Genomic DNA, 14,068 nt, shown 5'->3' on the forward strand with positions numbered 1-14,068 from the left:
GGCGCGGGATACCTGAATTGGCTCGCCTGATCCGCGAGACGATTGTGAGAAGCGGCTCGTATTCCGCAATACGTTCTCGGGTTCTCACTCCCACTCAAGTTCGTGGAACGCCGCCGTCGCGTTGCGAGGATTAAACTCGTTGAAAAGCAACCACGCGCCAGCTTCGCTCCGAGCTGCTTGCTGCGCTGCTTCGCTGATCGTGTGGCCCGTGCGAATCGATGACCGCACGTCATCCGCAAGACGGGTCAGGTACTTCTCCATAGGCGCCGCTGCCTCCGGCCATGGCGCCGTCGAAGGCCCGTGACCAGGCACCACGCGGGCGGCAGGTCTGGAACGCAAGTCCCTCACGGTGCGGATCCATCCCGTCAGGCTGCCGTCCAGGGCAGGCAGGTGGCCCATGAAGAGAAGATCACCGAGGAACCACGTGCCGGTCGCCAGGTCGAGCACGGTGATGTCGGTGTTCGTGTGAGCGGTACGCCAAGCCTCCACCCGAAGCCGGCGATTGCCGAGATCGAGTTCGACCGTCCCCGCAACCAGAAGCGTCGGCGGAACGATTTCGGTCCCCCTGAACGAAGCGCCGATCAAGCCGCTATTGGCCGCCAGGTAGGCCTTCTCGCGGTCGGCAAGAGCCCGCGGAAGATTCTGATGTCCGACGAAGGTCACCCCGCCGGCTTTGAATGCGGCATTGCCGAGGATGTGGTCGGGATGCATATGGGTGTTAATCACATAGCGGATTGGCTGCGTAGTCCGCTGCCGGATTGCTGCGAGAAGTCTTTCGCCCGCGGCCAAGCTGCCGCCGGTGTCGATGATTGCAACACCATCGCGGCCTATCACGAAACCGAGATTTGCAATCGCCCCCAGATTGCTCTCGTTCGCGAGAGCGATCGGAGCCTCATGGACGAAGACGCCTGGCGCAACTTCGTTAACGGGAAGCGGAACCGCCTGATCCGCATGGCTCGGGAGCGGGAGCAGGGTCATCGCTCCGAAGCCCGTGGCGACAGCGCAGCGGCCGACGATGCGCACCATCGTTCCATAAAGATCCGCGAGGCCCGCGATAACGCTCATAGGCTTAGCCAATCATCGATGAAGCAGCGCTTGCCCGGATGATATAGTCTGGGGGTAATCCGCAGCAAGCTTCGCCAGCGTTTCCTCGATCCAAGTGTCGGTACGAAGATTGCGCGGCGTCGAAATCTTGATCTCGGCGATCACCTCTGCAGGCCGGGATTCCAGAAGGACCAGACGGTCCGCGAGCGCCAATGCCTCGCGAACGTTATGGGTCACCATCAGGACACTCATCTGATGTCGGGAGACAAGATCAAAGACGGTTGCCCGGAGATCGCCCGCAGCATGTTCGTCCAGAGATATGAACGGCTCGTCCAGCACAAGCAGGGCAGGGTTGATCACAAGCGCTCGGGCAAGCGCCACGCGGCGAGCGAGTCCTCCCGAAAGTTCACCTGGATACCTTCGCCTCCACTCTGTCAGCTTCAGATCGGCGAGCAGGTCGCCGATTGGCCGGTGACGCTCACGCCTGGGCAGCGCCAGCCGGATGTTCTCCTCAACCGTGCGCCACGGCAGCAGGCGCGGCTCCTGGAAGACCGGCCCAACCGAGAGCCTATGCGGAACGGGATGGAGCCTGCCTTCGAAATCCCGGTCCAGCCCCATCAGGATACGCAGGATCGTTGTCTTGCCGACACCTGAAGGACCGATCAGACACAATGTCTCCACGCGATTGAGAACGAGGCAAAATCCGCGAAGAATTTCCAGCGGCGGCAATCCCTTGCGCCGGTAAACCTTCCGATCGATTTCAAGCCGCAGAGGGAACAAGGCGCCAGCGTCTGGCATAGGATTCGAGAGGTTGAAGGACGACGGTGTCGATGAAGAGGACAACGGTCGTGAAAACGAGACTGTACCCTAGAAGGGCTGCTACGTTGAACAGTTGGAAATAATAGGAAAGTGCGTAACCAACTCCATCCGGACGCCCGAGAAGTTCTACGACGAGAACGACTTTCCAAACCAAGGCGAGGCCTGAGCGGGCCGCAGCAACCGCATAAGGCTCGACCTGAGGAAAGAGAACATGGCGGATCCAAGTTCGCCGATCAAACCGAAACGCCTGCCGCATTTCCTCAATCTGAGGATCAAGAGAGCGGGCCCCTTCACGCATGATCACCGCAACATTCGGAATTTTATTAAGGGTCACAGCAGCGATGGCAGCGGTTTCGGACAGGCCGAGCCAGACATAACATAGGATAATAATCACGAGAGCCGGCGTATTGAGCAGGATCATGAGCCACGAATCCAGGATCCTGTCGGATACCCGTGATCGGCCGAGAGCCACTCCGATTGCCCCTCCGATGATCATTGCCAACGAGAAAGAAGCAAATACCCGCCTCAACGTTGCTGTAAGATGATGAACCAAGTCCCCTGACTGAGCCTCCGTCACCACAAAGGCGAAGACGCTGGCAGGCGGTGGAAGAGCCCCACTGCTGAGAAATGTGGTCACTAGCTGCCAGAGAAGAAGGAGCAGGAGGATCGACAACAACCGTGGAAGGAGGCCGCTGTGCATGAGCATCCTCATAGGGGGTTGCGTGGGACATCCCAGTAAAGTCCCTTCGGAAAGCTCTGAACCGGGCCAACAAGCTTCTCGCCGCCTATCTTAGCGAGAACGCTGAAGAGCTTTTCCGCATCGCCCGTCTCATCGGAGGCATTCCTGTTGGGGATTCCTTCGAGGAAGTAGCGCTTCAGCTTCTGAAACGTTGCCTCATCCTCCGCGCTCATGAGTGGACGGATAAAGGCCCATGCATCCTCCCGATCCGCCAGGATCTGCTTGGCGCCGGCAGAAGCCTTCGCAAAGCTGTTCAGAATGGTTGGGTCAGTTGCCTCGTCAAAGACATATCCCAGCAGAGCGATCTCGCCTTCAATGCCGAAGGATTTCGCTATGTCGCCGGCGCTGATGAGACGCCGGTATCCCTTGGCCTCGAGGCGGGCACAGAAATTCCAGAACAGCAGGGCAGCGTCAAGTTCGCCTGACTCTAGCTTGTTCATCAGGAGAGGCGGAGCGCCATAGGCTGGAGCAGCATCTGTGCTCAAATCGACCCCCGTCCTGTTCTGGACGTCCGCTTTCAGGAGGAGCCAGCTCTTGTCCAGAGGCCCTCCAGCAACTCCGATCCTCTTTCCTATGAGATCGGCTGTGTCCCGCATGAGGGACCCCTCAGGCACCATCACACCCCCCTCGGTTGTAGAGAACGGGATGAACTTTATCTTGCGTCCCTCATTTCGAAGGCGTGCCGCCAGAAGGAGATCGGTGACGATCGTATCCACCTGCCTGGCCTGAAATGCGATACGGGCGGCGTCATTCGTCGCCAACTGAACCGGGTGAAGCGTGAGACCGTTTTCTGTGTCGAGCGCAGTTCTGCGAATGGTTTCGACTTCCCAAAGCACTGTTCCGAAGGGCAGGACCCCTACCCTGATGTCCTGGCGCGGAGTTGCGCGAGCCCATTCAGGAGAAACGGCTGTCGCCAGACAAAGCCCATGGAGAACCTCACGCCTCGACAACATAGCGCTTCTCCCTCTCGTCGGGTCCCGCACGCGGAACATCGGCCCCGCGAGGTGTCATCATCTTCTCCCCCGGGCATGAGCTTACCCCTTTTCGGCTTGACCGGGATAGGCAGTCATGCACCGAAGCTGGTGCAGTCTTGCCGGTTTTCAACTTTTTGGAAGTACTCTCGAAATCTGGATGGGATGGCTTGGATAGGGGCAAGCGCACCGGCAAGCGGAGACCTGTCGGAACCCTCATCGAGGTCCGGACAGCAGGAGGCTCCCGCACTTCGATGCCAAGGACTCGTCTCCCCATGCTCCTATGGTGTTACCGAAATCGGCTCAGCCAGAAGGCGGTTCTTCACCAGCCAGCGGATTCCTCTGAGCCAGCTCTCATCCGTGTTCCCGCGAATGTCGGCCTGTCCACCGCGGACGATCTTGCCGGAATGTGCATCCTTGATCGTCACTGCAAAACTCAGAATGAGGTCCGACGTCTTCTGCACGATGCCCGAGACCACGAGATCAGCGCCGAGATCCTTGGCCAGATCCTCGGCACAGCCGCTGCACTTATGCAGGGGAGCCTTCTGGGTAACGTCCTCGCGCTTGGGTGCGGTATCGATGAGTTCGATCTGCGGGGAGGCTTGGAGCAACGTACGCAACTCGTCGCTGACGAGTTGCAGTCGCTGTATCTGGTCATTCCTGATACCGAGCTCGGCTGCCTGGCTGGTGTCGACGAGCTCGATGTCGAACACGACCGTTTTGAACTCCTCCGCGGCCGCTCCAGAGCTGAGCGCCAGGAATATGAAGGCTGTCAGGATATGCATGCTGCACCGTCCCTTTGCGAGGAAAGCCAACGCTCGGTAGGGGCCGTTACCAACCCACATCTCCTTGGCTGAATTGCTCCTCTCGAGGATATCCCTCAAGGCGAGGATCTGCGGGAACGGCGTCAGAAGGCAGCTGGAACGTCCCGAAGCCTTTCTCCGCGCGGGGAAAGGCTTCGGATGCGATATGGAGACTGCCACGCTTAGCGGCAATCTTCGGCTACCGGCTCGAGGAACGAAGTTCAGTACCCTTCCCGGTTATTGGACGCCGAGAAGCCCTTTGGCTTCGTTGACCGCGCTTGTGCAGCCGCTCGCGTCTCCGCTTTGGTCGGCCGATTGTGCACGGCTAAGAGCCGCCTCGACCCGCTTCGCTCGATCTGGAGCGGGCATGGCACCCGATGCGATCTGCGAGCTGGTCGCTTGGCCCTGGATCTGTGAGCGCACGTCCTGAGACGATGTCGCCTTGTCCTGTGTGACAGTATTCATGGCCGTGGTTGCATTGGTGTCCGGGGCCTCTCCGGCGCGTGGGACCTGACGCGGCGTCGCGGAGACCGCAGCCTCGCCGCCACCTGCCTGAGGCTGCACCGAACCGGTTGTAGCACCCGTTGTCGAGCCAGTTCTCATCGTGGGACCAGAGCCTGCATCACTGCTGTCCACGATCTTTCGCAACGCACTGATCTGGTCCGTGCAAGGACCTGCCCAGCTTTCCAGGGGGGTGAGTAATAGGGCCAAGCTCGCCGCTGAAATAAACAAGCCCGTCTTCATTGCCGCTCCTCCAAGTTCTAGATCTCGTCCAGGAGATTTTGTTTTTCTGAAAAACCCGCCCCGCAGAATCGGGTTCCATCCCTCTTGAGGAGGTTCCGTCGCAAAGGTGGTGTCGATGCCACGGGAGGTGCGAGAGGCGGCAGTCTGTGGCGCCGTCTCGGACATGAGCGCGATGCCGGCCGGATCTGCTGCAGTAACTTGGAGTAGGTACGATGGACCCAGTCGAACGGGCCGCTCAGGCGGCAAGTCCGGAGAGCTGGTTCACGTGGCGGGTTTCGCCTGTCGCTCTGGACCCTGCTAGGAGGCAGTGGCCCTGGCGGACATCCGCATCACCTCGAAGCCTGTGATCGTCGCATGCGCCGTTTTCATACGCCGGAAGCCGCAGGTCGGCCGGATCAGGCGCTTGAGAGCGCCATGATCGGCCTCAACGATGTTGTTCGAGTCCTTCGATGTTGGTGCACGACATCCTTCGACAGCAACCCTCCCTCCATAAGCCCGGACGGCCTCGGGGACAGGACCCCAGCTTGTCGATCATAATGGACGAGGGCGGATAGTCGCTCATCGTTTTCACCGCCTTGCGCAGGAGCCGATATGGTGCTCCGGCATTGCACCGATCTGACGGAATGGGGTCGATCAGCTGCTTGTGCCTTTCGGCGGCGCGGAACAGGTACTTCCACCGTCCTCCGACCTGCACATAGATTTCAGCGACCCGCCGGAACCTGGGACGGAAGCTCGTCGATAGGCAGCCCAGGACAGCGACGCCCCGAAACTCTTTCCTCTGATGCCGAAGCCGGAACGCCCGTGGGCCTGAGCGTCGTGTCTAGCGATCGAAGTTGAGATACGGGTAGCGTTGCTCTGCCTGTAGCTTCAACTCACGCGCATCGAGGTAAGACTCGTGAAGCGCCAGGCAGAAGCTCCAGATCGCATGGGCAACATTGTTGAGATAGAGGTGGACCCGAGCGGGTAGGGGAAATGACAGTGTTCGCACGATGATCTCCTGAATGACAGAATGGCCATCCAGGGCGCCTCCTATAATGTTGTTGCTTTGCGCCCTCCATGGCTCAACCGCTGCTTTTTGGCAAGCTGCAGATTGTCCAAGCTGCCATGCGTACCGGACATAGAACCGGAGGGCAGCTGATATGCCGGTCACCGCCCCAGGCGCTACTCCGTTTCATCCTCCTCGGATAAGCCCCGCTCCCATCGGGCACCAAGCTCATAAAGAGCGAGCGCCGGCTCTCTTGGGCAGCCTCTTTGCGTCAGGAGTGCATCCAGCGGTAGAGATAGGACAAATCATTGAGAGCTGGTTCCGATGACCAAGATCCCTACCGCCCTTGAGATCCTCAGGCGCATCGAAGATGGCACGATGACCTGCGAAGCCCTGGTCCGCATCTGTCTGCAGCGAATTGCGGAACGCGAGCCCACAGTGCAGGCATGGCAGCATCTCGAGGCGGATACGCTACTCGATGCAGCGCGCCGCATCGATCGCTCCGGGACAGGGCTGCTGAAAGGACTGCCCATCGGGGTCAAGGACATTATCGATACGGTAGACATGCCGACGAGTTACGGCTCATCCATCTACGAAGGCTTCCACCCGGCTCGCGACGCGGCCTGCGTGGCACTGGCACGGCATGCAGGCGCGCTGATCCTTGGCAAGACCGTCACGACTGAATTTGCATATTACCAACCCGGCAAGACGCACAATCCGCATGACCACGGCCGGACCCCAGGCGGCTCCTCCTCGGGCTCGGCAGCTGCCGTCGCGGATGGCATGGTACCGCTGGCTCTCGGCTCCCAGACAGCCGGCTCCGTTATCCGGCCGGCGAGCTATTGCGGCTGCGTCGGCTACAAGCCGACACTCGGCCTGATCGACCGCACCGGAGTGCGGCCGTTTGCCGATAGTCTCGATACGGTCGGCGTCTTCGCCAGAACAGTGGAGGATGCAGCCCTCTTCGCCTCCGTCATCTCGGGACGGCCAGGGCTGCGCATCGAGGATCAGTCACTCCGTCCGCAAATTGGCCTGTCCCGAACCCATGAATGGGGCATGGCTGAACCGGCGAGTGCAGCGGTTTTGGAAGACGCTTTCACGCGTTTGCGAACTGCCGGGCTGAACATTCGGGAAGTGGTGCTGCCGGAGTCCTGGCGAGGATTGTCCGAGGCGCAGAAAACTATCATGGCCTATGAGGGAGCCCGCGCCTGTGCCCCCGAGATGTTGACGATGCCGGATCGCCTCAGCGCCAAGCTGCGCGAGTTCCTTCAGATCGGCGTAGCTATTCCCCACGAAGAATATGACCGCGCCAAGGTCTTAGCAGCAGAGGCACGGGCCGAGATGGCTGATGTCCTGGACAACTTGGACGTCCTGTTAACCCCCAGCGCGCCGGGTGAAGCGCCCCAGGGGCTGCAAGAAACCGGCGATCCGGCCTTCAATCGCGTCTGGACCCTGCTGGGAGCGCCATGCGTGAACGTGCCGGGCCTGACCGGGTCATCTGGAATGCCCGTTGGTATCCAGGTCATTGGTCGGGTGGGTGACGACGCACGCACCTTGGCGGCTTCAGCCGCGATCGCTCAAATTCTTTCTGCCGGATAGCGCTCGGCTCAGTCACAGGTCCGGCTCATGCTCCCTGAGAGTTGAGCGACCTGACTTGAGGTCCCGGCTACCCTATCCGCTTCAAACCTTTGGCGAACCGCCGCCAGTTCGCTACGTAACTCGCAGCGGACGCTCGCAACCTCTCTGCCGCCTCCGCATCTAATGTGCGCACGGCTTTCGCCGGCGCGCCGACAATGAGGGAATTGTCAGGAAACTCCTTGCCTTCCGTGACCAGTGCATTCGCACCAACGAGGCAATTTCTACCGATACGGGCGCCATTGAGAATGGTTGCGCCCATTCCAATCAGTGAATTGTCGCCAATCGTGCAGCCGTGAACGATTGCATGGTGGCCTATTGTGACATCCGCCCCGATCGCCATCGGAAATCCAACGTCCACATGCAACATCGCTCCTTCCTGAATATTGGTGCGATCTCCCACTGAAATCGTGTCGTTATCCCCCCGCACGACGGCTCCAAACCATACTCCGACGTCCTGTCCGAGTCGGACACGCCCGATGACATGAGCATCTGGAGCAATCCAGAACGCGTCTGCTTCTGGCAATTCTGGCTTTACCCCATCAAGTTCATAGATTGGCATTTCGCTCCCTCCCTTCCTATTCGTCGGAGATATCGCTCCGCATCATGCGGCCTTCTGCTACGAATGTGGTGTGACGCTGCGCAACCTGCGAAACACGCTCCATGAAGTCAGTTTCAGGCTTTCATCAGCCCGCAGCTGCCCGTCGCGCCGGCTTGACTTCTTTCTCCTCGGACTGTGCGCTCTCGGCAAAACCTGCGCGCTCGACCGCCTCCCGCTTATGACGCAGATGTCGGCGAAGAATGTGCGAAAGGCCCGCACCGTCCCGCCGCTGCAGTGCATTGAGGATCGCCTCATGCTCATGAATGGCAAGCTCCCAGTGGCTCGGATGCATCGGCGCCACGAAGCGCGCCCGACGAATGCGGGTCGTCACCGACTCGTACAGCGAAGACAAGATCGCATTGTCGGCTGCGTCGACGATCGCCTGATGAATCAGGCGGTTGCAGCGATAATATTGCGGCAGGTCCTTGCTCCGATAGTGCTTGACCATCTCGCTGTGCAGAACGGAAATCTGCTCAACCTTCTCGTTGGTGATGCGCTGACAGGCCAGTTCGCCGGCTGCCGCCTCAAGGCTCTCGCATACCTCGAACAGATCCTGAATGTCCTTCTGCGTCAGCTTGGCCGCCCGGGCGCCCCGGTTGGGAAGCAAAACAACATATCCCTCAGCAGCCAGAACTTTCAGCGCCTCGCGCAGCGGCGTGCGCGAAATTCCAAGAGCGAGACATAGCTCCCGCTCAGGCACTCGCGCTCCGGGCGGGATTTCTCCTTCCATCAGCATATGCCTGACGCGAGAGACGACCTCCTCGTGCAACATGATCGTTCATCCTTGCCCCTTCTTGCAGGGTCTGGTGCTGCCATCAGCCCCAGCCACCGTCAAGATTCAGCCGCCATGCATTCATTTATGCCAGATTTTAGTCGAATGCTTAAACTAAATAGTTGCACTTGGCGCATTTTGCATTCAGATTTTTCTGATTGCTGCTACGCGAGGGCGCCAAAGGCTGCTCGACGCGCCAGTGATGAAGCATCTGGAAGCGACCAATGAAACAGGCGGATCGAGGCTGCCAATGGATAGCACGACGATGACGAACGCCATGCCGAGCGACGAAATCCTTTACGAGCTGCGCGACGGGGTCGCCTTCGTCACATTCAACAGACCTCAGGCCCGCAACGCCTTCACCTTCGCGATGTATGAGCGCCTTGCGGAGATATGCACTGAGGTCAATGCCGACCGCTCGGTCCGGTCCATGGTGCTCACTGGTGCCGGCGGCAAGGCTTTTGCCGCCGGCACGGACATCTCGCAGTTTCGTGCCTTCGACAGCCCCGAGGACGCCCTCGGCTATGAAACGCGGATCGACCGGGTTCTCAAGACTCTCGAAACATGCCGCGTACCGACGATCGCCGCCATTGCCGGCGCCTGTACGGGCGGTGGGGCCGGGATCGCGGGTTGCTGCGATTTGCGGATTGCTGCCGGCAATGCACGCTTCGGCCTGCCGATCGCCCGCACCCTCGGGAATTGCCTTTCCATGTCCAACTACAGCCGGTTTGCGGCCTTGATCGGCCCCGCCCGGCTCAAGGAAATGATCTTCACTGCCCGCTTGGTCGAAGCATCCGAAGCGCTCCAGATCGGCTTGGTCAGCGAGGTCGTTGACGATACGGACACCCTGATGTCCCGCGCAGAGGAGCTCGCCCGCACCGTGGCGGGCCACGCTCCACTCACCCTCCAAGCCTGCAAGGAAGCACTGCGCCGGCTGCGGCCGACGATTCCTTCGGGCGAGGGCGAGGACCTGATCCTCATGTGCTATATGAGCCAGGATTTCAGGGAGGGTATCGACGCGTTCCTCAACAAGCGCCCCCCGAGCTTCAAAGGGGAATGAGCCCGCTCCCCATTTCATCGTCTTGCCCGCCCCAACAGACTGATCCGGTTATGAGAACGACACTGCTCCCGCTCTTCGACGTTCCCCCAGAGTTTGCCGACAAAGTCCTCCTGGAAACTTCGGACGGCAGCACGTTCACCTATCGTCGCTTTTTCGCGCTCACGGCCCGTCTTGCCCATGCGTTGAGAGGCTGCGGGGTAGTGCCCGGCGATCGGGTCGCTGTACAGGTCGACAAGTCACCTGAAGCGCTCGCCCTTTATGTCGCCTGCGTACGGGCCGGAGCCGTCTATCTTCCGCTGAACACGGCCTATACCGCGAGTGAGGTCGACTATTTCATCCGAGACGCCGAGCCGCGCCTCGTTGTCTGCCGTCCCTCCTCCCAAACCGAGATTGCCGCTACTGCCGCGAAAGTTGGCGGTCGGAGCGCAACGCTGGGTGTGGCGGGTGACGGCAGCCTCATGGAATTGGCAGGAAATCAATCCGAGACCTTCGAGAGTCATCCCGCCGCTCCCGACGATCTTGCGGCCATTCTTTACACTTCGGGGACGACAGGGCGGTCTAAGGGCGCCATGATGACCCATCAGAACCTGATGTCGAATGCCCTGACGCTCGTCGACTATTGGCGCTTCACGGCTGACGATGTGCTTCTCCATGCCCTGCCGATCTATCACACCCATGGTTTGTTCGTGGCGACGAACGTGGTGCTTGCTGCTCGTGCCTCGATGCTCTTCCTGCCGAAGTTCGATGCCGATGAGGTGATCCGGCTTCTGCCGCGGGCCAGCGTCATGATGGGCGTCCCTACCTTCTACACGCGCCTGCTGGAGCATGCCGATTTCACCCGTGACCGTGTCGCTCACATGCGCCTCTTCATCTCGGGCTCGGCCCCGCTCCTGGCATCTACACATGACGAATTCGCGGCCCGCACCGGCCACGCGATTCTCGAGCGCTACGGCATGACCGAGACGGGCATGAACACTTCCAACCCCTATGATGGGGATCGGATCGCCGGGACCGTCGGCTTCCCTCTGCCAGGCATCGATTTGCGCGTTGCTGATCCCGAAACCGGGAGGGTGCGGGGCACAGGCGAGATTGGGGTGATCGAGGTCAAGGGTCCGAACGTGTTCAAGGGCTACTGGCGCATGCCGGAGAAGACGGCCTCCGAGTTCCGCCCGGACGGCTTCTTCATCACGGGCGATCTCGGCAAGATCGACGAGCGTGGCTACGTCCACATCGTCGGACGCGGCAAGGATCTCATCATCACAGGCGGGTTCAATGTCTACCCAAAGGAGATCGAGCTTGCCATTGACGCAATCGAAGGCGTTCAGGAATCCGCCGTCATCGGAGTACCCCATCCTGACTTCGGCGAGGGTGTGGCAGCCCTCGTGGTGCCGGAATCCGGCGCAGCGCTGACCGAGGAAAAGATCATGGCGAGTGTTCGCGACACTCTCGCCAAGTTCAAGCAGCCGAAACGCGTGATCTTCGTGAGCGAGCTGCCGCGAAACACCATGGGCAAGGTTCAAAAGAACGTTCTACGCGAGCAGTACAACGATCTCTTTGAGCGCCGCCATGCCGGCTAACCCTGGCGCGCCTGTATCGCCGCCCCCCTGCCGCTGGCAATAACGAGGATATGATGGGCCCACTCAACGGAATGAAGGTCATTGATCTAACGCATGTCATGGCGGGGCCGACCTGCACGCTCATGCTGGCTGACATGGGAGCCGACGTCATCAAGATCGAGAAGTCACCCGACGGGGATGACACACGGCGCATGCTGCCCCCAAAGGTTGGTGACGAAGCCGCGGCCTACATGGTGATGAACCGGAACAAGCGCGGCGTAGTAATTGACCTCAAGACGGAAGGCGGCAAGAGGGTCTTGCGCCGGCTCGTGCTGTCTGCGGACGTCCTCGTCGAGAATTTCGGTCCTGGCGTGATGGAGCGCCTCGGCTTCGGCTATGAAGATTTGAAGAGGGACAATCCTGGGCTCATCTACTGCTCTCTCTCGGGCTTTGGCCGAACCGGTCCTTATAAGGATCGCCGCGGCTTCGATCTCGTGGCACAGGCCATGAGCGGCATCATGAGCTTCACGGGCGAACCGGGAGGAGCTCCCGCCAAGTGCGGCCCGCCGCTTTCCGACATCACCGCCGGAATTCTGGCAGCCATGGGTATTCTCGCTGCCTATACGCATCGTCTCAAGACCGGCGAAGGTCAGTGGGTCGAGACCTCGCTCTTCGAAGCGGCACTGGTACAGACCTACTGGCATTCAGCTATCGCTCTGGCGACCGGCGTTGCCCCCAAGGCGATGGGCTCGGCTCATCCACTCAATGCCCCGTACCAAGCGTTCCAAGCCTCGGATGGCTGGATTGTGGTCGGAGGCGCCAATCAGACGAATTGGCTGCGCACGCTTGAGGCTATCGGGGCACCCGATCTTGCGGAGGATCCCCGGTTCCGTACCGGCGCCGACCGTATGAGTCATCTGGCAGAGTTGGAGGCAGAGCTTGCACAGCGCTTCCGTACCAGGCCGGCGGCGCATTGGCTCGAAGTCTTGGACAGGAAAGGTGTGCCTTGCGGGCCTGTCTACGATATGCTGCAGGCTCTCGCCGATCCCCAGACCGCCGCACGACAGATGCTCGTCGAGGTTCAGCACTCAAAGCTTGGGCCTGTCAAGACGCTGGGCCTTCCTGTTAAGTTTTCCAGCACACCGGGCAAAGTGCACAAGGGCGCTCCCGTCTATGGCGAGGATACGCACGACGTTCTGATGCAAGCCGGATTCTCGGAGCAGGAAATCCATGCCTTCCAAGAGGAAGGAGCCGTGATCTGCGCCTAGAGCGGAGGTTGAACATCGGCCTTAGGGGAACTGCAATGCAGAGTGGATCAGAAGGTAGGCCGGTCATTGCCCTGGCGATGGGCGATCCGGCCGGCATTAGCCCGGAACTAACGGCGAAGATCGCGGCTCTCAACGAGATACGGGCGGCTGCTCGACTGATCGTGATCGGAGACAGGCGAGTTTTCGATCGTGGAGCGGAGATTGCAGACGTTCGCCCTGATATCCGGAGCGTTGCCGCCGATGATCCGCTCGAAGCGGGTTCATGGCCGGTCTTCATCGATCTCGGCCATCTTGATCCTGCGACAGTGGAGCAAGGCGTGGCCTCCATCGAGGGAGGCTCCTTTGCTCTGAAGAACTTCCGCCATGCCCTCGCCATGGCAAAACGCGGACTGGCCGATGCGGTCTGCTTTACACCGTTCAACAAGAAGGCGATGCGGCTCGCTCATCCATCCTACGATGACGAGATCAGCTTTTCGGCTGAGGAGATCGGGACAGCGGGCGCTGCAAGCGAGTTCAACATTCTCGACAGGTTGTGGAACGCCCGCGTGACCTCCCATGTCCCGCTGTCGCAGGTTGCCAGCCTCATTACGCACGATCGTGTCTCAAGGAGCCTGCAGCTCGCCGACTCCTCGATGCGAAGAGCTGGTTTCGAACGGCCGCGGATTGCGGTTGCCGGACTGAACCCACACGCTGGTGATGGAGGTACTTTCGGGCGGGAGGAGATCGACGTGATCGAGCCAGCGGTCGAGGAGGCCAGGGGCCGCGGCATCGAGGCGAGCGGACCGTTTCCTGCCGACACCGTGTTCCTCCGCGCCAAGAGCGGAGCATTCGACGCCGTGTTGACCATGTATCATGACCAAGGCCAGATTGCGATGAAGCTGATGGGCTTCGACCGCGGCGTCACTCTGCTCGGCGGCTTCCCGTTCCCGATCTGCACGCCGGCGCACGGAACTGCCTACGACATTGCGGGCCAAGGGATCGCCAATATCGGCGCCACCCGGGCGGCCGTTCTGCTTGCGGCCGAGATGGCCTCGTCCCATCAGCGGGCTCCGGCGTAAGTGTGAGGGGCCC

At 60.4% G+C, this 14,068-nt stretch carries 14 protein-coding genes and 1 pseudogene; 5 read left to right on the forward strand and 10 right to left on the reverse strand.

Going from position 1 to position 14,068, the window contains the following annotated elements:
• Positions 1-84 precede the first annotated feature (84 nt).
• The 8 genes and pseudogenes from GR328_RS11465 to GR328_RS11500 all read right to left on the reverse strand — a co-directional run bounded on the left by GR328_RS11465 (position 85) and on the right by GR328_RS11500 (position 6,108).
• Positions 85-1,065: a quinoprotein relay system zinc metallohydrolase 2 gene (locus GR328_RS11465; protein WP_246215819.1), complete on the reverse strand. Its 981-nt coding sequence runs from the start codon at positions 1,063-1,065 to the stop codon at positions 85-87.
• 12 nt (positions 1,066-1,077) lie between these two features.
• The gene (locus tag GR328_RS11470) at positions 1,078-1,842 is read right to left on the reverse strand and encodes an ABC transporter ATP-binding protein (RefSeq protein ID WP_160884673.1); all 765 of its coding nucleotides are present in this window, start codon (positions 1,840-1,842) and stop codon (positions 1,078-1,080) included.
• Positions 1,805-2,563, reverse strand: coding sequence for an ABC transporter permease (locus GR328_RS11475; protein WP_425487030.1), 759 nt, complete (start codon positions 2,561-2,563; stop codon positions 1,805-1,807). Before GR328_RS11475 ends, GR328_RS11470 begins: the two co-directional genes overlap by 38 nt.
• Positions 2,564-2,571: 8 nt before the next feature.
• Positions 2,572-3,318 (reverse strand): ABC transporter substrate-binding protein, encoded by a 747-nt coding sequence (locus GR328_RS11480; RefSeq protein WP_246215821.1) that lies wholly within the window; start codon positions 3,316-3,318, stop codon positions 2,572-2,574.
• 536 nt (positions 3,319-3,854) lie between these two features.
• A complete protein-coding gene (locus tag GR328_RS11485; protein ID WP_246215822.1) occupies positions 3,855-4,358 on the reverse strand; it encodes a DUF3280 domain-containing protein in 504 nt (167 codons plus the stop codon).
• Positions 4,359-5,417: 1,059 nt separating this feature from the next.
• Positions 5,418-5,561 (reverse strand): annotated as a pseudogene (locus GR328_RS11490) (DDE-type integrase/transposase/recombinase); the annotation flags it as partial.
• On the reverse strand, positions 5,545-5,871 hold the full coding sequence (locus tag GR328_RS28540) for a DDE-type integrase/transposase/recombinase (RefSeq protein WP_425487035.1): 327 nt from the start codon (positions 5,869-5,871) through the stop codon (positions 5,545-5,547). The pseudogene GR328_RS11490 and the gene GR328_RS28540, both read right to left, overlap by 17 nt.
• A gap of 69 nt (positions 5,872-5,940) precedes the next feature.
• A complete protein-coding gene (locus GR328_RS11500) occupies positions 5,941-6,108 on the reverse strand; it encodes a hypothetical protein (protein WP_160884676.1) in 168 nt (55 codons plus the stop codon).
• Positions 6,109-6,429: 321 nt separating this feature from the next.
• Between GR328_RS11500 and GR328_RS11505 the strand changes: the two genes are divergently transcribed.
• Positions 6,430-7,704: an amidase gene (locus tag GR328_RS11505; RefSeq protein WP_160884677.1), complete on the forward strand. Its 1,275-nt coding sequence runs from the start codon at positions 6,430-6,432 to the stop codon at positions 7,702-7,704.
• A gap of 67 nt (positions 7,705-7,771) precedes the next feature.
• Here GR328_RS11505 and GR328_RS11510 read toward each other — a convergent pair whose 3' ends face one another.
• Entirely contained in the window at positions 7,772-8,302 is a 531-nt protein-coding gene (locus tag GR328_RS11510; RefSeq protein WP_160884678.1) for a gamma carbonic anhydrase family protein, read from the reverse strand.
• Between the two features lie 124 nt (positions 8,303-8,426).
• The gene (locus GR328_RS11515; protein ID WP_160884679.1) at positions 8,427-9,113 is read right to left on the reverse strand and encodes a GntR family transcriptional regulator; all 687 of its coding nucleotides are present in this window, start codon (positions 9,111-9,113) and stop codon (positions 8,427-8,429) included.
• A gap of 265 nt (positions 9,114-9,378) precedes the next feature.
• Here GR328_RS11515 and GR328_RS11520 point away from each other — a divergent pair, with 265 nt between their 5' ends.
• The 4 genes from GR328_RS11520 to GR328_RS11535 are packed head-to-tail and all read left to right on the forward strand — an operon-like array spanning position 9,379 to position 14,055.
• Entirely contained in the window at positions 9,379-10,173 is a 795-nt protein-coding gene (locus tag GR328_RS11520) for an enoyl-CoA hydratase/isomerase family protein (protein ID WP_160884863.1), read from the forward strand.
• A 50-nt stretch (positions 10,174-10,223) separates the two neighbouring features.
• Positions 10,224-11,750, forward strand: coding sequence for a malonate--CoA ligase (locus tag GR328_RS11525; RefSeq protein WP_160884680.1), 1,527 nt, complete (start codon positions 10,224-10,226; stop codon positions 11,748-11,750).
• A gap of 53 nt (positions 11,751-11,803) precedes the next feature.
• A complete protein-coding gene (locus GR328_RS11530; RefSeq protein ID WP_246215823.1) occupies positions 11,804-12,997 on the forward strand; it encodes a CaiB/BaiF CoA transferase family protein in 1,194 nt (397 codons plus the stop codon).
• 35 nt (positions 12,998-13,032) lie between these two features.
• Positions 13,033-14,055 carry a 4-hydroxythreonine-4-phosphate dehydrogenase PdxA gene (locus GR328_RS11535; protein WP_160884682.1) on the forward strand — a complete coding sequence of 341 codons (1,023 nt, stop codon included), beginning with the start codon at positions 13,033-13,035 and terminating at the stop codon, positions 14,053-14,055.
• Positions 14,056-14,068 lie beyond the last annotated feature (13 nt).

Source organism: Microvirga makkahensis (genome assembly GCF_009830105.1).
Classification (GTDB): domain Bacteria; phylum Pseudomonadota; class Alphaproteobacteria; order Rhizobiales; family Beijerinckiaceae; genus Microvirga; species Microvirga makkahensis.

Excerpts from the sequence above, each read along its gene's own strand:
- GR328_RS11510 (WP_160884678.1), bottom strand. The coding sequence starts at position 8,302 with ATGCCAATCTATGAACTTGATGGGGTAAAGCCAGAATTGCCAGAAGCA.
- GR328_RS11535 (WP_160884682.1), top strand. The coding sequence starts at position 13,033 with ATGCAGAGTGGATCAGAAGGTAGGCCGGTCATTGCCCTGGCGATGGGC.
- GR328_RS11505 (WP_160884677.1), top strand. The coding sequence starts at position 6,430 with ATGACCAAGATCCCTACCGCCCTTGAGATCCTCAGGCGCATCGAAGAT.
- GR328_RS11485 (WP_246215822.1), bottom strand. The coding sequence starts at position 4,358 with ATGCATATCCTGACAGCCTTCATATTCCTGGCGCTCAGCTCTGGAGCG.
- GR328_RS11530 (WP_246215823.1), top strand. The coding sequence starts at position 11,804 with ATGGGCCCACTCAACGGAATGAAGGTCATTGATCTAACGCATGTCATG.
- GR328_RS11525 (WP_160884680.1), top strand. The coding sequence starts at position 10,224 with ATGAGAACGACACTGCTCCCGCTCTTCGACGTTCCCCCAGAGTTTGCC.
- GR328_RS11515 (WP_160884679.1), bottom strand. The coding sequence starts at position 9,113 with ATGTTGCACGAGGAGGTCGTCTCTCGCGTCAGGCATATGCTGATGGAA.
- GR328_RS11520 (WP_160884863.1), top strand. The coding sequence starts at position 9,379 with ATGACGAACGCCATGCCGAGCGACGAAATCCTTTACGAGCTGCGCGAC.
- GR328_RS11465 (WP_246215819.1), bottom strand. The coding sequence starts at position 1,065 with ATGAGCGTTATCGCGGGCCTCGCGGATCTTTATGGAACGATGGTGCGC.
- GR328_RS11475 (WP_425487030.1), bottom strand. The coding sequence starts at position 2,563 with ATGCACAGCGGCCTCCTTCCACGGTTGTTGTCGATCCTCCTGCTCCTT.
- GR328_RS11470 (WP_160884673.1), bottom strand. The coding sequence starts at position 1,842 with ATGCCAGACGCTGGCGCCTTGTTCCCTCTGCGGCTTGAAATCGATCGG.